General features: G+C 51.0%; 16 protein-coding genes. 5 read left to right on the forward strand and 11 right to left on the reverse strand.

The genetic code is table 11. The features are described from left to right. Nucleotides 1-49: 49 nt before the first annotated feature. Nucleotides 50-706, reverse strand: a complete 657-nt coding sequence (locus tag PsAD13_RS22950) for a ChrR family anti-sigma-E factor (protein WP_063319560.1) — start codon at nucleotides 704-706, stop codon at nucleotides 50-52. Then, the gene (locus PsAD13_RS22955; RefSeq protein ID WP_063294032.1) at nucleotides 703-1,296 is read right to left on the reverse strand and encodes a sigma-70 family RNA polymerase sigma factor; all 594 of its coding nucleotides are present in this window, start codon (nucleotides 1,294-1,296) and stop codon (nucleotides 703-705) included. Before PsAD13_RS22955 ends, PsAD13_RS22950 begins: the two co-directional genes overlap by 4 nt. A gap of 146 nt (nucleotides 1,297-1,442) precedes the next feature. Here PsAD13_RS22955 and PsAD13_RS22960 point away from each other — a divergent pair, with 146 nt between their 5' ends. Genes PsAD13_RS22960 through PsAD13_RS22970 form a run of 3 tightly spaced genes read left to right on the forward strand, consistent with a single transcriptional unit; the run spans nucleotide 1,443 to nucleotide 4,881 of the window. Then, nucleotides 1,443-2,783, forward strand: a complete 1,341-nt coding sequence (locus PsAD13_RS22960) for an FAD-dependent oxidoreductase (protein ID WP_063319561.1) — start codon at nucleotides 1,443-1,445, stop codon at nucleotides 2,781-2,783. Continuing rightward, the gene (locus PsAD13_RS22965) at nucleotides 2,780-3,640 is read left to right on the forward strand and encodes a DUF1365 domain-containing protein (protein WP_063319562.1); all 861 of its coding nucleotides are present in this window, start codon (nucleotides 2,780-2,782) and stop codon (nucleotides 3,638-3,640) included. Before PsAD13_RS22960 ends, PsAD13_RS22965 begins: the two co-directional genes overlap by 4 nt. Next, complete coding sequence (locus tag PsAD13_RS22970) at nucleotides 3,637-4,881, forward strand: cyclopropane-fatty-acyl-phospholipid synthase family protein (RefSeq protein ID WP_063319563.1); 1,245 nt, start codon at nucleotides 3,637-3,639, stop codon at nucleotides 4,879-4,881. The genes PsAD13_RS22965 and PsAD13_RS22970 overlap by 4 nt, the downstream gene beginning before the upstream one ends. 38 nt (nucleotides 4,882-4,919) lie before the next feature. On the opposite strand, the gene PsAD13_RS22975 is transcribed toward PsAD13_RS22970, so the two are convergent. From PsAD13_RS22975 to PsAD13_RS23005, 7 genes are all read right to left on the reverse strand, one after another. Beyond that, entirely contained in the window at nucleotides 4,920-5,357 is a 438-nt protein-coding gene (locus tag PsAD13_RS22975) for a nuclear transport factor 2 family protein (RefSeq protein WP_063319564.1), read from the reverse strand. After that, on the reverse strand, nucleotides 5,354-6,106 hold the full coding sequence (locus tag PsAD13_RS22980; RefSeq protein WP_063319565.1) for an SDR family NAD(P)-dependent oxidoreductase: 753 nt from the start codon (nucleotides 6,104-6,106) through the stop codon (nucleotides 5,354-5,356). The genes PsAD13_RS22975 and PsAD13_RS22980 overlap by 4 nt, the downstream gene beginning before the upstream one ends. 44 nt (nucleotides 6,107-6,150) lie before the next feature. Further along, nucleotides 6,151-7,683, reverse strand: coding sequence for a cryptochrome/photolyase family protein (locus PsAD13_RS22985; protein ID WP_063319566.1), 1,533 nt, complete (start codon nucleotides 7,681-7,683; stop codon nucleotides 6,151-6,153). Between the two features lie 225 nt (nucleotides 7,684-7,908). Further along, nucleotides 7,909-8,733, reverse strand: coding sequence for an ABC transporter permease subunit (locus PsAD13_RS22990; protein ID WP_063319567.1), 825 nt, complete (start codon nucleotides 8,731-8,733; stop codon nucleotides 7,909-7,911). A 1-nt stretch (nucleotide 8,734) separates the two neighbouring features. Continuing rightward, nucleotides 8,735-9,553, reverse strand: coding sequence for a sugar ABC transporter permease (locus tag PsAD13_RS22995; protein WP_063290166.1), 819 nt, complete (start codon nucleotides 9,551-9,553; stop codon nucleotides 8,735-8,737). Nucleotides 9,554-9,661: 108 nt separating this feature from the next. Beyond that, nucleotides 9,662-10,810 (reverse strand): extracellular solute-binding protein, encoded by a 1,149-nt coding sequence (locus PsAD13_RS23000; RefSeq protein WP_063290076.1) that lies wholly within the window; start codon nucleotides 10,808-10,810, stop codon nucleotides 9,662-9,664. Between the two features lie 61 nt (nucleotides 10,811-10,871). Next, nucleotides 10,872-11,972, reverse strand: coding sequence for an ABC transporter ATP-binding protein (locus PsAD13_RS23005; RefSeq protein WP_063303179.1), 1,101 nt, complete (start codon nucleotides 11,970-11,972; stop codon nucleotides 10,872-10,874). A gap of 129 nt (nucleotides 11,973-12,101) precedes the next feature. Between PsAD13_RS23005 and PsAD13_RS23010 the strand changes: the two genes are divergently transcribed. Further along, a complete protein-coding gene (locus tag PsAD13_RS23010) occupies nucleotides 12,102-13,091 on the forward strand; it encodes a LacI family DNA-binding transcriptional regulator (RefSeq protein WP_063319568.1) in 990 nt (329 codons plus the stop codon). Nucleotides 13,092-13,169: 78 nt separating this feature from the next. Here PsAD13_RS23010 and PsAD13_RS23015 read toward each other — a convergent pair whose 3' ends face one another. Beyond that, nucleotides 13,170-13,988: a hypothetical protein gene (locus tag PsAD13_RS23015; RefSeq protein WP_063303178.1), complete on the reverse strand. Its 819-nt coding sequence runs from the start codon at nucleotides 13,986-13,988 to the stop codon at nucleotides 13,170-13,172. Further along, nucleotides 13,985-16,180 carry a hypothetical protein gene (locus tag PsAD13_RS23020; protein WP_208986885.1) on the reverse strand — a complete coding sequence of 732 codons (2,196 nt, stop codon included), beginning with the start codon at nucleotides 16,178-16,180 and terminating at the stop codon, nucleotides 13,985-13,987. The genes PsAD13_RS23015 and PsAD13_RS23020 overlap by 4 nt, the downstream gene beginning before the upstream one ends. Nucleotides 16,181-16,540: 360 nt before the next feature. Here PsAD13_RS23020 and PsAD13_RS23025 point away from each other — a divergent pair, with 360 nt between their 5' ends. Next, complete coding sequence (locus PsAD13_RS23025) at nucleotides 16,541-17,614, forward strand: hypothetical protein (RefSeq protein ID WP_063319570.1); 1,074 nt, start codon at nucleotides 16,541-16,543, stop codon at nucleotides 17,612-17,614. Nucleotide 17,615 lies beyond the last annotated feature (1 nt).

The raw sequence follows: 17,615 nt of genomic DNA on the forward strand, positions 1-17,615 counted from the left end.
ATCATCACTGACTATCTCAAATCGTCAATTGTGTCCCATACGCATACTATTACATCCTAATAAATGGCTGCAGAAGTTTGGGAAAGAAGCCTTTGAAGTCCAGCGGTGCGTCGGTCACTGCAAGGCAGATGCAGTCTTCTTCTGTATCTGCAATGGGCTGGTGATGCACATGTTCGTCTGCTTCCTGAACATCGCCAATCTTATAGCGTCCGGTCTCATCACTGAACGACCCTTGCAGCACCAGTGTCATTTCTGATCCGTGGTGCGAATGCTCAGGTGTGACAAACCCCGGAGACAGTTTCAACAAACGTGCGCTTTCACCTTCGCTCGATTTAATCGGCAAAATGAACTGCCGGATCCCCGGACCAACCATCTTCCATTTGATACCACTATATCCATGCCCCAGCACATCCCACAGCGCCGATGGCACGCCTTTCTCAGGCTTGGGTTCAGCCAGATAGGCACCCGCCGAAAGCGTTGGCTCGTTCTCAACCCGAGCCATCAGTAGATCGAACATGTCGTCAGAAGGCTTTTGCTGCTCGGTGGTTTGAAGCATCGCGCCTGCAAGGGCTTCCGCTTCAGCTAAGCGAGCCTTACATCCTTGGCAAAGCTCCAGATGACAGGACACGAGCAAGGCATGTCCTGCAGGCAAAGACCCGGTTGCATAGGCCCATACAATTTCATCGCTGAGGTGATGGTTGATCATAGGTCCACCCCTTCCAAAAGTTTCCGTAAACGCCCAAGTGCCAATCTCATCCGGGATTTAACGGTCCCAAGCGGCAGTTCCAGGTACTGGGCGATTTTTGAATGACTGGCATCTTCATAAAACGCCAGTTTGATGATGGTCGATTGCTCTGCTGGCAACAGGGGAAGAACCTTCTTCACCCGTTCGCTGAGTTGTGATTGGTGATGGTCATCAAACTGCGTCTCTTCTCCAACCAGCGCATTGGCAAAAAACTGGTCATCTTTGTAAAGATAGCGCCGCTCTTTACGAAAACGATCAATCCGGAGGTTACGAGCAATCGTGTAAATCCAGGTCGAAGCTGAAGCCTTACGACTATCAAACATCTCAGCCTTTCGCCACACGATCACAAAGGTTTCCTGAACGAGTTCCTCTGACAGCTCAGAGGTGGCTCCTCCTTTGAGAAAGTAGGTCTTGAGCCGAGGTGCGAAGAACTCGAAGAGCTGACGAAATGTCTGACGAGACCGCTCTTGACCCAGAGACTGGAGCAAAGCGCTCAAATCTGCGGAGGTCAGGCTGTTCTCGCTCTCGCCATCATTATTTTGAAGCTGCATCGTAACCATCGCTCTGCAAACCGCCGGGTTGTGTCACATAGTCTTTTTACCAAACAGTTTGTCAATTGGATCACTTTTTCCTGCCTAAGGTGATCCATTTCCAATCAACGCTCCTAAAAAGAGAAACTTTGGATTGGATGTGAGCTATGAAAATTGCAGTTATTGGGAGTGGAATTTCCGGTCTTTCCGCAGCCTGGCTTCTCTCTAAAAGTCATGATGTAGATGTCTACGAGAAAGATGATCGTCTCGGCGGCCACGCCAACACGCAGCACGTAAAAGTCGCTGATAAAGGCGTCGCTGTAGATACCGGTTTCATCGTCTATAACGAAAGAACCTATCCCAACCTGACTGCACTCTTCAATCATCTGGATATTCAAACAGACCCAACCGAAATGTCCTTCGCAGTTTCGCTCGAACAAGGCGCCCGCGAATATTCTGGCTCAGGTTTAAAAGGCCTGTTCGCCCAAAAATCCAACCTCTTCCGCCCCAGCTTCCTGCGCATGGTATCGGAAACGCTCCGCTTTTATAAGGATGCACCTCAGGACGCCGAAGATCCAAAACTCCAGTCAGCAACACTGGGCAGTTATCTCACTCAAAACAACTATTCAGCCAACTTCATCAATGAGCATCTGCTTCCCATGGGCGCTGCCATTTGGTCTATGCCTCCACAACAATTGCTGCAGTTTCCATTCCGCACGTTCATCGGCTTTTGCAACAATCATGGCCTTTTGCAAGTACGCGACAGACCACAATGGCGCACCGTTTCAGGTGGGTCATGCAACTATGTTCAAAAACTCGCCTCAGAGATTTCCGGCAAAGTCATTTTGAATGCCGGCATTTCAGACATCCAACGCAAACCCGGATCGATCACGGTTTACTCAAGAAACGGTCACGCATCCTCCTACGATCATGTCGTGTTTGCGTGTCACTCAGATCAAGCACTTGCCCTGCTCAATGCGGAAGGCAATGCCTCTCGGGCAGAACGCCAGATCCTCGGATCAATCCGGTATCAGCGAAACATCGCCATTCTGCATCGCGACATTTCCCTTATGCCGAAGCGCAAAGCGACCTGGTCCGCATGGAACTTTATTGGCAATAAAATGGGAAACAACGCTCTGTGCGTGACGTATTGGATGAATGCCCTTCAAAGACTGAACATCTCTGAGGATGTATTTGTCACCCTCAACCCGAGCCATCAGCCAGCTGAAGGCTCCGTACTGCGCACCTTCCAATACTCCCACCCGGTATTCGATCAAACTGCACTGTCCGCTCAAAGGCAACTTTGGCAAATTCAGGGGGAACGGCGCACTTGGTTCTGCGGCGCTTACCTGGGCTATGGCTTCCACGAGGATGGGTTGCAGTCTGGCTTGGCCGTGGCTGAGGCGCTCGGTAACGTCCAACGCCCATGGACATGCGATAATCCCAACGGACGCATTGGCCTGCCTGAAGACTGGCCCTACGGAAGTTATCAGGAGGCTGCGGAATGATCCTGACAGGACGACAGCAGGAAACTACAAATGCACCGCTCAGGATCTATCTGGGCGATGTAGTGCACTGCCGTCATGATCAGATCAAACACAAGCTCAGCTATAAAGCCGTTTCCTTTTCAATCGACATTGACCGATTGCAGGACGTGAACCAGATATCGCGCTTGCTGTCCGTCGACCGATTCAACCTATTCAGCTTCCATCCATCAGACCACATGGAAGAAGGTCATTCATCCCTGCGCGGTTATGTAGAGGATGTGTTGAGACAAGCGCACATAACCGCCATTCCCGAACAGATACGGCTCCTCGCCTACCCTAGATTTTTAGGAAGAGCCTTCAATCCAATCAGTATGTTCTACTGCTATTCGAAAAACAGATTGGAAGCCATTCTTTATCAGGTTCGAAACACCTTTGGCGACATGCACCACTACGCCGTTGAAATAACGCCATCTGAACATCAAGGCATTCAACAGGCCTACCGACACTCCTGCCCAAAGAACTTCCATGTTTCACCGTTTCTGGAAGTCTCCGGCCATTATCATTTTGTTGCACGTCCACCAACAGACCATGTTTCACTCATCATTCGGCTGACACAGGGCAGCGCACCTGTATTGACCGCCAGTTTTCAGGGAAAACAAAAAGCAGCGACAACAACACGCCTCCTCGAGATCGGTCTTCGGTACTTCCAGAATTCGGCAAAAATCCTGGGGCTCATTCATTTCGAAGCCCTCAAGCTCTGGATCAAAGGCGCTCGCTTTCACAAGCGACCATCACCGCCAGCATCCATCGTAACGAGTATGCACAAGCAAACTCCAGCACTCAAAAAGACCAAAATAAATTCAGGGAGACACCCATGACACTTAGAGATCACTCCTCCCTCAGTCCGTTGACCGGCACAAAAATGACAGAGCTTAACCTCTCCTCAAAACTCTGGAAGACATTGCTGGACCGTATGCTCCGCCGTCTCTCCGAAGGTCATTTGTGGGTCATTCTTCCCAATGATCAAATGCTTTCTTATGGCAACCCCTCTGGGAAAGGCCCCGTCGTAACCGTCAAGATTTTAAGCACTCGCCTTTTATGGCGTCTCCTTTCCGGTAACTCTCTCGCATTGGCCGAAGGGTATCTGGAAGAAGACTGGCAATGTAGCGACCTCAGATCCCTGTTCGATTTGCTGGTGGCCAACAAACACATCATGCAGTCCGTCACAAAACGCGGCATCCTCTCACGCGCTTTCGCCCGCCTGCGCCATTTGGCAAATGCAAACACATTGAACGGTAGCAAGCGCAACATCGCATTCCACTACGATCTTGGAAATGACTTTTACAGCCACTGGCTCGATGAGACGATGACCTACTCATCTGCCTACAAGCTAAAACAGCACGAAACACTCGAAGACGCCCAGCGTAGAAAGTACGATCGTGTCTTGCAGATGACCGATACACAACCAGACCAACAGATCTTGGAAATTGGCTGCGGTTGGGGCGGTTTTGCTGAACATGCCTGCACTGCCGGACGTGATGTGCACGGCATCACACTCTCACAGGAGCAGCTCAGATTTGCCCAATCCCGCCTTCAATCCCAAGAAACTGACGGAAGTGCATCCTTCGAACTGCGCGACTATCGCGAAACGCAAGGCCAGTACGACGCCATTGTCTCCATCGAGATGATCGAAGCGGTAGGTGAAGAGAACTGGGCCGGTTATTTTGAAAAGCTCAAGTCTCGCCTGAAACCGGGGGGCACTGCTGTCATTCAGGCAATTCTCATCTCTGACGAAAAGTTCCATAGTTACCGCAAGAACGTTGATTTCATTCAGCGCTACATCTTCCCGGGAGGTTTGCTCCCCTCAGCTAAGGAACTTGCAAGGCAGATTGAGCAACAAAAACTGCAACTCGTGACACGTGAGTTCTTCGGTGCAGACTACGAACAGACACTCATACGTTGGAGAAAGTCGTTCTTCCAGAGCTGGCCAGAAATCGCCAAGCTGGGCTACGACAACCGCTTCAAGCGAATGTGGCATTACTATCTGGCATATTGTGAGGCTGGCTTTGCTGAGGGAACCATCAATGTTGGCCTGTTTCAGATCAGAAAACCAATTTGACGAAGTTAAAGTTGGGCCAGACAGGCCCAACCAATCCTTTAGATCGCAGCACGCGAAGCAATCCATCTGATCATCGCACCAACAACCGGCAGCTTGCGATAGAAATGGCGGGAAGCATCCCAATAATCATAGTGCGCACAAACTTTGGCATCCTTGTCAAAGTGCACCTCTGTCACCCCCCGCACGCCCCAGTTGCCAAGCAGTTTTTGCTTGCAGGTAAAATCCCAACGCATGAAACACAGGTCACCAGACCACGCCAAATCGAGTATCTTGAACCGTGGCTCCTGAACATCCTCATGCATCTTGTGAAAGACCTTTTCGAAGTTGGCACGCCCTTTCACATCATTAAACGGATCAATGAAGTGCACATCATCACTGATGAGTTCATGAACGTCTTCGATACGGTCCGACGTAACTTCTTCAAAGAAAAGCGCATACCGCCTTGCAGCAGCCTCCAGATCAGCTCTCTCAGTCATCGTTTACTCATCCTTCTCGTAACCGGAAAGTAGAGAGCGTATGGCAACAAGCGCAGGATCTTCATGATAGCGGCAAGGCGGAATGGAAAGTAAATCTCAAACTTGCGCGTCTCAAGTCCCCTATAGATATCATTGGCAGCCTGCTCTGGTTCCAAAAGAAACGGCATCTCAAAGGTGTTCTTGTCAGTCATAGGGGTCTTTACGAAGCCCGGGTTCACAAGCGACAGGTCAATCCCAGCCTTGTCAAAGTCAGGTTTCAGACTCTCACAAAGGTTGATCAGCGCCGCTTTGGTTGGCCCATAACAGGCAGCGTTGGGAAGACCGCAATACCCGCTTAATGAACTGACGATCGCGATATGCCCTGCACCTTGCTGTTTCAGCAACGGAAAGAGCCCCGCAATCACACGTACAGCACCAAAGTAATTTGTATCCATGGAAGCCACAGAATGCTCTTCACTCAGCACATCTATGCCACCCGGAAAGTACACGCCTGAGCAATACACCGTAAGGTCAGGCAGTTTGCTGGTCTGCTCAAAACGCTCCAAGGCCTCAGAGACTTGCACTGCATCGGTCACATCAAGCGGCATCACGTCAACATTGCTGGCATCCTGAGCAACAGCTTGAAGCTTCTGCTCATTTCGCGCACTGACAACAACCTGCCATCCAGAACGCGCATACAACTGGGCAAGGCTTGCTCCGATGCCGGAACTCGCTCCAATAATCCAAACAAGCTTCTCATGTTCTGCCATAACGCCCTCTCTGTTTGCTCTTACGCAGCGAGGTAACTTTCAGATCACGCTTGCGTCCCATCCAACAGCGCAAGAAAACGGCGGCTATCACTTCTGATCTCGTTCTTCTTGCTGTCACTCATCTTGTCCCAGCTGCAGTAGATCATCGAGACTCTGGGATTGCCTCGGAGCTTCTCTTCATTCTGATCCAGAAAATTCCAATAAAGGTAGTTGAAGGGACAGGCTTTCTCACCCGTCTTCGTTGCGTGAGAATAAGTGCAATGCTCGCAGTAGTTCGACATTCTGTTGATGTAAGCACCACTGGCTGCATATGGCTTTGAAGCGAACAACCCACCATCCGCAAACAGGATCATTCCATTCACATTGGGCAACTCCACCCACTCATAAGCATCTGCATAAACTGCGAGATACCACTCACTCACTTGTTTGGGAGCAAGCCCGGCAAGCAACGAGAAATTCCCGATCACCATCAGCCGCTGAATGTGATGCGCGTAGGCATTCGTTTTTGTCTCAACAATACACTGGTGCAGACAATTCATCTGCGTCTCACCGGTCCAGTAAAACTCAGGTAGATCGCGAGAGGCCTCAAAATAATTTAATCCTGCGTAGTCAGGCATGGAAAGCCAATAGATCCCACGAATGAACTCTCGCCACCCCACAATCTGGCGGATGAAACCCTCAACAGAGTTCAACGGTGCAGTCCCGTCAAAATACGCTCGCTCCGCCGCACGAACACATTCGAGAGGAAGCAATAATCCGCAATTGAGGTAGAAGCTGATGTGACTATGAAACATCCAGGGTTCGCCCTGAACCATTGCATCCTGATAATCACCAAACCTGCCGAGACGCTCAGCAACAAACTGATCCAGAGCCTTAAGCGCATCCTCACGGGTCACAGCAAGAGAAAACGGCTGCAAGTCACCAAAGTGCTCAGGAAACTGCTCCGCAACAAGCGCCAGAACTTCCTGTGTGATTTCGTCTGGCTCTACAGAAAAAGGAGCTGGAACATCCAACTCCTTTGGTGCGCTCTTGCGGTTGTCATGATCATAATTCCACTGTCCGCCCAGAGGTTTGTCACCCTCCATCAAGATGGCATGATCACGTCGCATCTCTCGATAAAAGTACTCCAGCCGTAAGCTCTTGCGCCCGGACGCCCACTTTTGAAAACCTTCAGCAGAGCAGAGAAAGCGGTCATCGTCACGCAGCTCTACCGGCACACCCAACCGCTCCTGCCAGCTCTCCATCTCATCCAGCAGGCGATATTCACCGGGCTTTGTCACAAGGAGTTCAGAAACAGTCTCGTTCTTAATTAATCGAAGGACTTCCCCAAACAAACGACCAGTATTTTCAGCGCAATCGTAATTTACATAAACAACCCGATGCCCCCGAGACCTCAACTCCTCCGCAAAGTGACGCATTGCCGAAAACAGAAACGCAATCTTCTTCTTGTGATGACGAACATAAGTCGCTTCCTCGCGCACCTCGGCCATCACAATGACATCTTCGTCCGGCTTGGCATCGCGCAGGCTGGAAAGAGACAAACTCAACTGATCCCCAAGCACAAGGCGCAAACGCATCTGCAGTTCTCTCCTCAAAGCAGCCCATCAAACTCCCCAAAAGGTAGAGCGCAAGCAACAACGAAGCCATACCCAACAATTAGGCCAAACTTCCACCCGAGGCACTTCGTCTTACGACGTCCTATAGAGTTATCCTGCCTGCTTGCATAAGCATTCAAGATTGAGATCAAAACAACAAATGATCAAATCGCGATTGACGCTCTCAATCTAATCTCTCAAGCAACCTCAGTTCCCCACCTTCGCCAACACGTCCGCTTTCAGGAATCGCTCAATAAACAGCATGAAGCCGACGGATGGCACCAGCAGGATCAGGGAGGAGATGGACGCGATTTGGTAGTTGCCTTCCATGCTGGAGGTAAACAGCAACATCGGCAGCGTCACAACATCCGGCGCACCAACAAAGTAGGTTCCGGTGAACTCGTCCATGGAGATAAGGAACACAAAGATCGCGCTTGCCATGACGCCCGGCAAAGCCAGAGGCAATGTCACATCAATAAACGTGCGCCAGCGCCCTGCCCCCATGTTACGCGCAGCAGCTTCCAGTTCCGCATCCACTGCGGCAAAGGCAGCAGTTGCAATCCATACGGCAAACACGAGCCCTTGACTGGCGTGAACCAGCACAACACCTGCAATGGAACCAGTCAGATCCAACCCATAGAAAATGCGCGCAACATTCATATGCACAGCGACCGCCGGAAAGGCCTGCGGCAGGAGAAACAGCAGCATGATGAGATATCGGAAAGGCATTTTCCCACGCGCCAGCGCATATCCAGCTGGAATGGCAATTGCCAGACTGACCACCACAGTCAGCAGCGCAATCCAGATGCTGGAGAACAGGGCCTCAGTAGCATTACCCTCAGGGCGGAAAACCCGTTCCCAGAACGAAAAGCCGTACTCCAAAGGTAGCTTGTAAGGAAAGTACCAAACTTCCGCGACAGCCCACAAAAGCATATTGGTGATTGGGCCAAAGATCGCAAAAGCCAGCAGGCTCATGGTGAGAACGCGGGTAACTGTACGCACCCAAGTGGAAGAAAGAGCAGCTTGCACCATCTTATGCTCCCTTATCTTTCAGGCTCTGACGCAGATAGAACCACGCAACCACCCCGGTAAACAGATAGGACATGATGCCCAGCGCATTAGCGACGCCATAGTCGCCGTAGGAGTTGATCCGCCACGCCATATCAACAGTCAGCATGGTCGGTGACTGCGCGTTGATCATAAGCGGCACAGAAAGAACAGAGAGCATCACCACATAAGACAGGATCAACCCAACCATCAGGGTCGTCGCAATCTGCGGCACCACAAGCTCAATCAGAATACGCAGGCGGGAAGCCCCAAAAATCCGGCCAGCGTCAATCGTAGTGCGGTCAATGGAAGCCATAGCACCCGCAACAAGCAGAGCCACAAACGGTGTCTGCTTCCAGACAAAGGTGATCACAATCCCACGCCAGTCCAGATAACTCTGCGCCGCCAGTGGCTCGATAATGCCGGAGCTGGTGAGGATGTTGTTCATCATCCCGTTCTTTGCCAAAAACGTCCGCATCAACTGCGCACTCACAATAAACGGAATGAACAACGGCCACCGATAAAGCCACTTGAGAACTGCGACAGCCGTCGGGTTTTCGCCAAGCGTCAGATAGCCCGCAATAGCAACAGCCAGCACGCCGATAACCACCGTAGACAGGCTGACAATCACAATCGTGAACAGAATATCTTTGGAATAGAACTCAATAGCCTTGGTAAAATTGGCGATATGCCAGCTGCCTTCGCCATTGTCTGTGAAGGCTGAAACCACAGAATAGCCAAAGGGATAAACAAACAAAAAGCCGATCATCAACAGTGCAGGCGCAACAAGCAATATTGCCCCCATCCGACCCGGCCCAACTGACATACTTTGTCCACTCATGGACACCACCTCTCACCAAAACCAAACTTGCCGGGAGAGACGCACGCCCCTCCCGGTTTCTTTCAGATATGCTTAGTTAGAAACCTGCCGCTCGTAGCCTTCTTTGATGTCGTCAAAGTAAGGACCAATCGGGAACGGTTTACCCTTCTGAGCCAGTTCAAGAGGTGTGACGTCAGTGAACAACTTGGACCAGACTTCCTCATCCAAAGCTGCTTTCACGTGGTCTGCATCGATGCCTGGATACCAGTTGAAGCGGTTCACAATGCCTTCTGCCTGAACAGCAGGGCTGGTTGCCAGCTCGATGAACTTTTCAGCCAGATCTTTGTTCGCAGCCTTCGCTGGAGTTGCGTAGTAGTAAGGCTGACCAGGCATACCCGGTGCAATCAGTTTCAGCTTCAGGTTTGGTGGAATACGGCCATCGCCCTGCCAGGAATAGAACATGTCGACCCAAACCGGACCCATCACGATCTCACCACGGTTCAGCATGTCCAGAGTACCAGCATTACCCGGAGTGAAAGTCACGTTCTCGTTGAACGCTTTCAGATCAGCATAAGCCTGCGCCCAGGTATCTTTCTTCGCCGGATCATATGGACCGCTCTGCAGGGTCTTTGTGTCACCTGCGTAGGTGTACATCCAGCCAGTCACAAACGCGACGCCGGACATACCGTTTTTGATGCCGTTATAGCCGAACTGTTTTGGGTACTTCTCTACCCATGCACGCAGCTCGTCATAAGACTCGGGTGGGTTTGGCACCAAAGCAGGGTTGTAAGCAATCGCCGTCTGGCTATGGAACATTGGCATCACATAGCCGCCAACATAAACGCCAAGCGCATTTTCAGCCGTCGCGCGCGTCACCATTTTGCCGGTTTCGATGTTGTCGCGGAAATCAGCCAAAAGGCCTTTTTCTTTCATCTCGCCGGTTTTCTTCTGCGCAGCAACAATAACGTCTATGTCCCACTGCTCTTTACCCGCAGCAGACTGTGCTTCCAGCTTTTCAAGAATTTTCTGAGAACCAGCATCTCCCGGGCCGGTCCCAGTGACGCGAACTTTCACGCCTGGGTATTTTTCTTCAAAAAGCGGGCCCAGATAATCGGTCACATATTCAACCATGTTCTGGGAGCCGCCGGTAATCACGTTCAGCTGGGTTTCAGCCGACGCAGGCAGAGCAACAGCAATCACAGCACCTGAGATTGCACCTGTAAGAACTGACTTAAGTGTCATCACTCAAAATTCCTGGGTTAAGATCGTTGAGAAAAAAGTTCTATTCACGTTTAAAAAGGTGTCAGGCCGCCTCGGAATAAAGGTGAAGCCCACCAGCTGGCACGCAGATCGTCACCACATCGCCAACCGCATATCGACAAGGATCGTCGATCATGTAGAGCTGCCCGGCGCTTTCTATTTCGTAGCGAAATACCCCCCCCGGATAGCTGAGTTGTGTCACCCTACCCGCCAGAGCCAAATGCCCTTCAGGTACGGCTTCATCGGCACGCAAATGTGCTGCACTGGAGCGGAAACGCCCCCGTACAGATCCGGCAGCTGATGCCTGCCAGTTCACACCTCCATCACCAATCTCGTTTGAAACACTTAAGCTGGCAGCCTTGACGGCCTCCTGCCTTGCAATGCTCAAAATTCCATTTGCACGCTCAACATTGAGGGCAATTTCGTTCTCAGCGCCCATAAAGGTCGCAACAAAATTGGACTTTGGCTGCTCATAAACTTCCAGCGGTGTGCCCACCTGCGCAACGTGCCCTCCATTGAGAATAACAATGCGATCGGCCATCACCATCGCTTCTTCCCTGTCGTGGGTCACATGCACTGCCGTCAAACCCATACGCTGCTGCAAAGAACGGATCTCATGCCGCATGGACAAGCGAATGCGTGCATCAAGATTGGAAAGCGGCTCATCCAGCAACAGGATCGGGGAATCGACAGCCAGTGCCCGGCCAAGCGCCACACGTTGACGCTGGCCTCCAGAAAGGTTGGGCACCTTGCGGTCCCCAAAGTCAGCAAGTCCCAGCAGCGTCAACAGCTCATCAACCTTCCGGTTGATTTGCTCCTTGGACATCCCACGCAGCTTCAGGCCATACCCCATGTTCTGACGAACCGTCATATGAGGCCAGAGCGCATAACTTTGAAACACCATCGCCATGTTGCGTTGCTCAGGCGGTAACTGTGCAACATCATTCCCGTTAACGCGGATCTGCCCCGACATGGGTTTGATGAAACCGGAGAGACTTTTCAGAAGAGTTGTCTTTCCGCAGCCAGATGAACCCAGCAGCGCAACAAACTCAGAAGAGTTGATTTCAAGATCAATGTCATGAAGAACACGGGTCTTGTCGTAACCAACACAAAGCTTTTCGATTTCGATTCCTACGCCAACCATTCCGGAAACTTGCCCCCCTTTAAGCAACCAAAGCATTATGCTATGAGTTTTGGCAATCGATTGCAATAGAGGTCTTCTAAGCGACTTCTTTGAAGTTAAAATGACAATCATCCAAGATAGTAAGAAGCGATGAAAAGACTGACAGGTAAAGATGTTGCACGTGCCGCAGGCGTTTCTGTCTCTGCTGTTTCCCGTGCGTTCACGGCGGAGAATCGCCTCAACAAAGCGACTCGCGATCACATTTTAAAAGTCGCTTCTGAGATGGGGTACCGCCCCAACGCACTTGCACGCTCCCTCATCAAACAAGAATCAGATCTGGTCGCTGTCGTCTTCGGAAACACCGATGGCATGTACGACAAAGATTTCTTCAATCGCCTGTCGACCGCCCTACAAAAACGCGGAAAATGGGCCCTGCAAATACGCTCTGAGGAAGAAGAAAATATCGCCGAGACACTGGGCAAAGCACTGATGTATCCGGTTTCAGCTGCCATCGTGCGTGCAGGCACAGTTGATCTGCAAGTGATCGAAAACAGCAAGAAAATGCACGTGCCACTGATCTACACAGGGCTGGGACCAACAGTAAAAGGTGCAGACTGTGTGTGGTTAAACTACAAGAGCGGCGGTCTGCTTGGCACGCGGCACCTAATCAAACGCGGATGTAAAAAGATCGCTTACATCGGCGGTATTGAAGGCATCACAGCAGACACAGGTCGACGCGAAGGATATCTGGAAGCACTGGGCGAAGCTGGCCTTCAACCCCACGGAGTGTCACAAACCCGGTTCGATTTCGAAAGCGGCCTGCAGGCCGCATTGAGCCTCCTGCAAAGCGATAATCCGCCCGACGCCTTTTACTGTGTCTCGGATGCTGCTGCTCTTGGGGTTTTGAATGCAGCAAAGTCCATATTGAACCTGCGTGTTCCGGAAGATGTTGCCGTCGTAGGATCAGACAACATGCCAATGGCTGCCTGGCCTTGCTTTGATCTGACTGCAGCAACCAATCCAATCGACGAGATTGTCCAAAACCTCATGAACACGCTGGAAGCCCGCCTTGCAGACCCGGATCAGCAGGAAATGTCCGTCGTGGTAGAACCCGAACTGGTCATCCGCGGCAGTGCGTAGCTGAGAGCAGTCAAGACGCCAACAACTGAGGCTGGTGCATCTTCAAAAGCATCAGCCAGAGCCTATGAAGTCACAATGTCATGGACAGTCTTGATCGCCCTCCTTGGGCCTGATGACACAAGATAAAATCGCAGCTAGCCCCTCAGGCACCTCAACCTCCCGCATGTACTCATCACGGCCATATCGCAAAAACTCGCTCCGGAAATCAAAGTCAGCCCAAGGCTCGTTCGTCTCTCGCAAACTGAGAGCAACATTTTCGGCCTTCAGAAAGTCACCGATTTCAAGCAGGCTATGAAAATAAGCCAGACGTGCAGGCCAGTGCTTTGGTGTCAAAGGAGCACTTTCGTGATGCTTGGCAAGAGCCGCCGCAGCCGCTTCCATCCTCTCCCCCTGAAAGTGCAACATGCCCAACCGGCCAAGTTGTTGAGGTGTCAACACTCCATTACCGTCAAAGAAGGAAAGCTCTGAGAGCTCTTCCTCATAAAGCCCCTCAAACTGCAACGTGGAGAGCAGCTTGTCACGGTCCTCAGGCTCAGCGCTCAACCGTGCGACCGCCTTTAAGGTTTCCACATATCCTCGAAAGTCACCTGCCAATCGGTGGTAGAGCTCAATCTTGCGCAACACCCAAAGGTCATCGGGAGAGCGTTCAATATACGCCTCGTGCATGCGGTGCATTTCCTCAACAAACCCCAATTGCTCTGCAATCTCAGCCAGCTGAAGATACTCCTCCGGACTACTGTCGTCCTCCTCAAACGAGGCCAGTAAATGCTCCCGAGCCTCATGATACTTTTGCTCTTTGATCTGAACAGCAATCTTCTCTGTTTGCCCCGGAACAAGCGCATAACCGATCCCCAGAAACAGCAGATAAAGCGACAAATACTTGAGGAAGCGGATCATGGCCGCCTCCCCGTCGTCGCTATGCGTGCTGTCGAAGCCCAGTTTTTACATGTCAATGAAATGTCCAATGGCTCCATCCCGGATACAGCCAGATCCAAACGCAAAGATCCATCCGGTAATGGCTGAACGTCATCACTCAAGACAAGCTCATCCTCTCTCCTCACCTTCACCCGATGAAGGCTTGAAGACAGTCCACGAAACTGAAACTCCCCAGCTCCAAACCCAAAAGCACGAAAACCAATGCGGCAAGGCTTATGCACCCAGTCGTAAACCTGCCATCGGGCATCCGTGATGCTGGCAACAGGCTCATCGCCTGTGCTGTGCGATGACTTCAACACAATCTCCGGAACACGAACTGCCGGATCCAGCGAAACATACAGCGAGTTCTGGTGGTGCTTTGAACCAATAACGCCTTTGCTCTTCGCCAAATCAATCTGCCACTGCTCTGCATCATCAAACCGAAACGACTGAAGGCGCCCTCGATTCAAAACAAGCCAGCTGTGATCACTCGTCTGGTAAAGCTTCACCCCAAAAAAGCTATTTGCAATAGCAGCATACTGCGAGGCAAAGATCGGCAAATAAGCCCCTTCACGCGCCCGATCCAAATGCTTTCGAACCGCTCTCAGCGATGCATCATGTTCCGCAGAATAGGTGTGGTAATACACATTGTAGGGCCTCAGTCGGATCGGGCTCTCAGTATTATCAACGGTCTGATGTAACTGCGAAAATCCGTAGAATGGCCCCGTCCAGTCATTCGTATATGTGTTCTCGTTGCTGGAGACAGCATAGATCTGCCGCTCTGCGCCAACCTGGCGGGATAAGGGGGCCACATAACTCAAAGAAGGCCAGTCACGGTCAAACCGCGTATCGCCGCCATTCATGTTGTAAACACCAAGCTTACGAGTATGCGCAAGCGCTTCCTCAAACGGCTGCGTGTCACCAGACCACAAGAACAACTTCGCTTTTTTACCACTCGGCGCAAAGCTTTCGGCCTGAGAAAGAGAACCTCCGATCTCTCCCACAAGCGAAAACGGTTTGCGCATGTAATAACGCGGCATAGACACATTCTGCGCCAGATAAGTCTTGAAAAAAGCCTTGCCACTTTCACCAAAGAAACGCTTGGAGAGCCAGCTCACAGGTCCCTCAGCTGTAGGCTCTTTTGCAACATTCTTCTCACGAATAAGCGCAAGCTCTTTTGCACGGTCATAATCTCGATAGAAAGCCCAGTGAAACGGATGGGAATGGGTATGGCTGGCCACTTCCACCTGCGGGAGAGCAAACAACTCTTTGACCAGCCCAACGCTGCGATCATCCCCTCCCTCACTCCGATCAACATCCGCTGTCACCAGACCATAAGTGACAGGTAAATCAGGGTACGGCCCAATCAGCTCTCGCAGCATCACTTCGCCGGATAATGCCTTTTGTCCCCGATACTTGGAAGAATAAGAGACGTTGTTCCAACCATCCCCATCAATGTGCGAGAAATAAATTCGCCGCCCCATCAACGTCGACGTATCCGGAATGGGAAAGCGCTCCTGCTTAAGCGCCCACTGAAGAAATCCAATTGGATCAATCAACCACTTCTGGCGGTTGAGCACATCGTCAGTCGCAATGGCAAAGCCGGGTTGAACATAGGATCCTCCAGCCCCGATAAAGGCCAACTGCGTTCGTTCCGTCGCAACACGCACAGGCGGCTGAACAGAGGCAATCGACTGCCCCTCTGGGGATATGCGCGTAACCAGTGAGTACCCCGGCAATACTTTGTAAAAGGGTCGTTCAAAGGCAGTTAGCTCTGAATCCAGACGAAGATCTGACGAGGCGCTTGTGAGCATCACGAACCCAGCCTCAAACCGAAGCCCCAGATGCCGCAGGAACTGATTCAAGACCACCCCATCATCTTCCAGATTGCGAATTCCGGTCTCACCAAACACAAGAAACTGCAATCCCGAATTCGCCTGCTTATCGGCCCATGCAAAGTATTGATGTGGATCAGCCAATGCCCCTTGGAACCAGCTCACAACAGCAGCTGTATTTTCCGTAGGTTTCATCGCAGACAAACCCGCATTCACGTCAACATACCGGATCGAATAACCAAGGTGGTTCAACGGCATCTCAAGAAGGTTATGTATTGCCGTTGCAGATGGCTCAGCCTCACGAAGGCTATCGTACAAACCGATAATCTCTCGCTTCACCAAGGCGGCCTGCGAATTATTGATGAAACATACAAAGCAAAACAGCGCTAAACCATAGAAAATAAGGGCGCGAACCTGCCTAGTAATTCCAGCTAAAAACAATTGCCACTCACCTTCAATACAGAAGGAGTACAAAGAACAATCGTTACGCACTTCACGCATCCTGAAGTCACCAATAAGTAATTTAAGACTGTATACTTATTGCAAACAAATCATTTTATATCCAACCCCGAACTTAATACCCTAACTTTCCATAGAGTTGAATATAAATAAAACAGCAAGTAAATATTCCCGGCCACGAATGAAGATTTAAAACACAATCTATACTGATGATTTTGACAATAGGACTATTTATTCGCGATGTATTCGGATCAGTATTTTTCAAGTAACACTGAAAATCATAAAAAGAAGAAAGCGAAACGCACACCGGAAAAGCGCTACCACGCTTTGGAGGTCGTCCTGCTGTTCCTCCCCTTCCCCGCAGTGTCCACGATGTATCCTGAAATCCCACTCTGGAGCATTTCGCCAAGCCCGTTGTGGATCCCGATCATTATTGCCAGCTCTATCCTCGGAACCCGTTCCGGAATCCTCGCCGTTCTGGCAGCGCTGGCGATCACTCTTTGGCACATCCCGCCACAAACCATGGGCGGACAGGGTTTCTTTGAGTACTTCACAAACACAGGCTTGCAACCAACACTCTGGCTCCTGACAGCGATTGTACTCGGAGAATTCAGGACATCACTGCTGCGCAAAAACCAAAAACTCCAAAGCCAGTTGGCCCATGCCTTAGGACAACGAGACACAATCTCTGATTACTGCACCACACTCACGCTTGAAGCCGAGAACCTGCAAAGCCGTATAGCTTCGATGGAAACCACAAGCCCGGTCAGTGTGTGCAAGGCAATCGACAAGCTGAGTACGCTGGATCTTCAAAACAACAGCAATCAGCTGGAAACCCTTTTTGCCAACCTGATCGGCACGACCAGATATAGCCTCTTCAAGTGCTCAAATAAGCGCCTTGGTCTCCTCCATTCCAACACCACGGCATCATCTGAGCTGAAACCTTCGCGTGAGCAGCAAGAACAAGCATGGCTGATCAACCATCTGGATACGACCGAGCTAACCTCTCTGGCTGGTGATAAAAGAGTATTCAGGTCTCGCACGCCCAGAGGGAGTCTGGTGTTTCTATTTGGAACTCCAGATTCAAACAGCCTGCGAACGGACGGTGAAGCACTGCAAGGAGCAATCATTTTCCATCAGTTGGAAGCGCACCTGCTCGAAGAAGACTCCACTGTGCTGTTAGAAGCCATCAGCAGTGCGCTCTCAAACAACCTCCTTAGCCACAACGCAGCCCCAATGCCAGATAACCTCGTCGCCTTCTATTCGGTCAACGCTCCCCAAACGAGCAACAGGTTCGACAACTCGGTGATCTAGA

It is taken from the genome of Pseudovibrio sp. Ad13 (genome assembly GCF_001623225.1).
GTDB lineage: Bacteria > Pseudomonadota > Alphaproteobacteria > Rhizobiales > Stappiaceae > Pseudovibrio.

What these genes read in the sequence shown, in the direction of transcription:
- PsAD13_RS22975 (WP_063319564.1), bottom strand. Translation starts at nt 5,357, where the DNA reads ATGACTGAGAGAGCTGATCTGGAGGCTGCTGCAAGGCGGTATGCGCTT.
- PsAD13_RS23025 (WP_063319570.1), top strand. Translation starts at nt 16,541, where the DNA reads ATGTATTCGGATCAGTATTTTTCAAGTAACACTGAAAATCATAAAAAG.
- PsAD13_RS22970 (WP_063319563.1), top strand. Translation starts at nt 3,637, where the DNA reads ATGACACTTAGAGATCACTCCTCCCTCAGTCCGTTGACCGGCACAAAA.
- PsAD13_RS22960 (WP_063319561.1), top strand. Translation starts at nt 1,443, where the DNA reads ATGAAAATTGCAGTTATTGGGAGTGGAATTTCCGGTCTTTCCGCAGCC.
- PsAD13_RS23000 (WP_063290076.1), bottom strand. Translation starts at nt 10,810, where the DNA reads ATGACACTTAAGTCAGTTCTTACAGGTGCAATCTCAGGTGCTGTGATT.
- PsAD13_RS22965 (WP_063319562.1), top strand. Translation starts at nt 2,780, where the DNA reads ATGATCCTGACAGGACGACAGCAGGAAACTACAAATGCACCGCTCAGG.
- PsAD13_RS22990 (WP_063319567.1), bottom strand. Translation starts at nt 8,733, where the DNA reads ATGGTGCAAGCTGCTCTTTCTTCCACTTGGGTGCGTACAGTTACCCGC.
- PsAD13_RS23015 (WP_063303178.1), bottom strand. Translation starts at nt 13,988, where the DNA reads ATGATCCGCTTCCTCAAGTATTTGTCGCTTTATCTGCTGTTTCTGGGG.
- PsAD13_RS23010 (WP_063319568.1), top strand. Translation starts at nt 12,102, where the DNA reads ATGAAAAGACTGACAGGTAAAGATGTTGCACGTGCCGCAGGCGTTTCT.
- PsAD13_RS22995 (WP_063290166.1), bottom strand. Translation starts at nt 9,553, where the DNA reads ATGGGGGCAATATTGCTTGTTGCGCCTGCACTGTTGATGATCGGCTTT.
- PsAD13_RS23005 (WP_063303179.1), bottom strand. Translation starts at nt 11,972, where the DNA reads ATGGTTGGCGTAGGAATCGAAATCGAAAAGCTTTGTGTTGGTTACGAC.
- PsAD13_RS22985 (WP_063319566.1), bottom strand. Translation starts at nt 7,683, where the DNA reads ATGCGTTTGCGCCTTGTGCTTGGGGATCAGTTGAGTTTGTCTCTTTCC.
- PsAD13_RS22950 (WP_063319560.1), bottom strand. Translation starts at nt 706, where the DNA reads ATGATCAACCATCACCTCAGCGATGAAATTGTATGGGCCTATGCAACC.
- PsAD13_RS22955 (WP_063294032.1), bottom strand. Translation starts at nt 1,296, where the DNA reads ATGCAGCTTCAAAATAATGATGGCGAGAGCGAGAACAGCCTGACCTCC.
- PsAD13_RS22980 (WP_063319565.1), bottom strand. Translation starts at nt 6,106, where the DNA reads ATGGCAGAACATGAGAAGCTTGTTTGGATTATTGGAGCGAGTTCCGGC.